This is a genomic window from Mesorhizobium sp. M7A.F.Ca.CA.002.09.1.1 (genome assembly GCF_003998555.1).
In the GTDB taxonomy this organism is placed as follows: domain Bacteria; phylum Pseudomonadota; class Alphaproteobacteria; order Rhizobiales; family Rhizobiaceae; genus Mesorhizobium; species Mesorhizobium ciceri.
The window spans coordinates 1-642 of sequence record NZ_RZRR01001186.1; the positions used below are offsets into that span (position 1 = coordinate 1).

The 642-nt window shown below is 67.6% G+C and carries 1 protein-coding gene; it reads right to left on the reverse strand.

What is annotated here, in order from left to right; translation table 11 throughout:
• A partial coding sequence (locus EN994_RS31610; RefSeq protein WP_245466145.1) for a PAS domain-containing protein occupies positions 1-642 on the reverse strand: 642 nt, incomplete at both ends.

The following is a 642-nucleotide window of genomic DNA, read 5'->3' on the forward strand; positions in this document are numbered from 1 at the left end:
GTGGCGTTGATGTAGGTGACGCGGCCCTCCTGGTCGGCCGAAAAGAAGCCGGCCGGCGCGTGGTCGAGGTGATCGATCGCCTTCTGCAGATCGAGGAAGAAGCGCTCCTGCTCGGCCCGCTCCTGCGAGATGTCGGCAAGCTGCCAGGCCAGCATCGGCAGCCGCTGGCCCGGAACGCTGAAGGCGCGGGCGCGCGCGCGGTACCAGCGGGCGCCCGGCTCGGCACCGGGCCGAATGGACTGTGCGAGCCTAAACTCGCCGTCGCCCGGCTGGCCGTCGCGAAGGCCGGACGCCAGGCGATAGATCGTCACCGAGGCTTCGGGGACATCCGAGAGCAATCCCTCGACGGTCTTCAGGTCGGCAGCGGACGATGCTCCGGTCATATCCGCATAGGCGCGGTTGGCGTAGACGACGCGGCCCTTGGTGTCGGTGACGAGAAGCCCCTGCGACATCGAATCGACGAAGGATTTCGACAGTTCGTCGCCTGTCGAGCGTGGCGTGACCTGCACGAAGCCGATCGCCGTCGCGAACAGGAAGCCGACGCCGATCATCGCCAGCACGCCGAGCATGCCGAGCAGGAAAGGATCGCCGAGGCGCTCGCGGAAAAGACCGAAGACGATCGCGGCCCCCGTCAGAACGACG